This window comes from Pedobacter sp. MR2016-19 (assembly GCF_014947265.1).
GTDB lineage: Bacteria > Bacteroidota > Bacteroidia > Sphingobacteriales > Sphingobacteriaceae > Pedobacter.
Genome location: NZ_JADCNK010000048.1, coordinates 1 through 1,830, shown reverse-complemented (window position 1 = coordinate 1,830; position 1,830 = coordinate 1). Strand labels below are relative to the sequence as shown.

Below are 1,830 nucleotides of genomic sequence, written 5' to 3'. Positions count from 1 at the left end.
GGTGAAAGTTCCGGATTGCGTAGGTGTTCCGGTAATTTCTCTTGTTGCCGGGTTAAAAGTCAAACCCGGAGGAAGACCCGTTGCAGCATAAGTATAAGGTGTTGAACCACCTGTTGCTGATGGAATAGTTTGGGTAGGATAAACTGTACCAGTAGTTCCATTGGCTAAAGTGGCAGCCGGTAAAACCAACGGATCGGTTACTTTAAGCGTATAGTTAGCTGTAATCGTATTGCCATTAGCATCCGTTACTGTTACCGGAATAGTAAAGGTTCCGACCTGAGTTGGCGTACCTGTAATTTCTCTTGTTGCCGGGTTAAAGGTTAATCCCGGAGGAAGCGCAGTAGCCGTATATGAATACGGACCAGTTCCGCCTGTTGCAGCTGGAATTCCGTTAGTAGTATACGGTATGCCTGTTACACCGTTAGGCAATGCTCCAGGAGCTAAAGCTAAGGCTGGCGTTACATTTAAAGTGAATGCTGCAGTTGTACTACAAGCTTTTGTATCAGTTACTACAACATCAAAGGTTGGGTTACCTGTTGCAGTTGGCGTTCCAATTACCAGGCCACTTGATGATAAAGTTAAACCAGCTGGTAAGGTACTACCCGAAGCCAAAGCATAAGTATAGCCCGGCGTACCGCCTGTTGCTACAGGAAGCTGTTTACTATAAGGCGAGGCAATTGTTGCATTGGTTAATGTTGTACCTGCAAATACAATTGCCGGATTAACATTAATAACCACCGGAACCCTTGTTGTATTTGAACAAGTTCCTTTAGTTACCTGAACATAATAGGTAGTGGTAGCTGTTAAAGCCGGAGTAGTGAAGTTTACTCCTGTACCCACTTGGTTGCCACCTGTCGGCGCATCGAACCAGGTTAAGGTTGTACCACCATTTGCAGTTGCACTTAATGTTGCAGTGCTACCTGAACAGATCGATTGTGCACCCGCTATAAATGTTGGGTTTGGATAAACTACCGTTGCGCCATAAATATCTAAGCTGGTTAAAGCGGAAACCAGTGCACCAAAGCTTACCTGTACCCTATCGTAAGCACCACCCGCTAAAACAGTTGCCGCAAAACGATTACCTGATAATAGTTGAAGACTTAATAATGCACCGCCTAATTGAACTGTTTTTACAACCGTAGTACCATTTAATACCGTAATGGTTACATTATTTAAAAGACCAACATCGGTTAAACCAGTTGGTAAAGCCAGGTCTAAACGGATGCTATCTGTAGCAACACCTGTGGATGGGAAGATTAATTGTTGATAACCTGTTGCTGTAACGCCTACAGCAAGAGAAATCCTGGTGAAGTTGTTTGTATTAGCATCAGTAGAGTTACCTGCGCCATTTATAGCGCATAATAAACAGATCCCATTAATACCGGTATTCTGATTGTTTGCGGCATTGCAAGCTGTTGCGCCACCGCCGTTAATTACAGTTACAGTTACCGGAACGCGGCTTGCACTTTTACAGCCATTGCTGCTTGTGGTTTCTATATAATAAGTTTTGGTTGCAGATAAGGCTGGCGTAGTGAACGAAGTGCCTGTTCCAACCTGCGTTCCCGCTGATGGAGCATCAAACCAGGCAATGGTATTTCCAGCATCAGCAATAGCGGTTAAAGTTGTAGTTTGTCCCGAGTTGATTACCTGGTTATTAGTCGTAACTGTGGCTAAAGTTGCCGGTGGGTTAACTGAAACCGTAACCGATGTTCTCGAACTGATTGCTGTTCCGGAAACGGCTTCTACATAAAATACAGTTGCTGAACTTACTGCAGGCGTTACAAAAGTACCGTTATTGCCAGTTACTAACGGCGTACTTCCTGTTGAGGC

The 1,830-nt window shown here is 44.4% G+C and carries 1 protein-coding gene; it reads right to left on the bottom strand.

Features of this window, described 5'->3' with window-relative positions:
• Positions 1–1,830 (bottom strand): putative Ig domain-containing protein (locus IM793_RS24650; protein WP_193426163.1); only part of this gene is annotated, 1,830 nt, incomplete at both ends.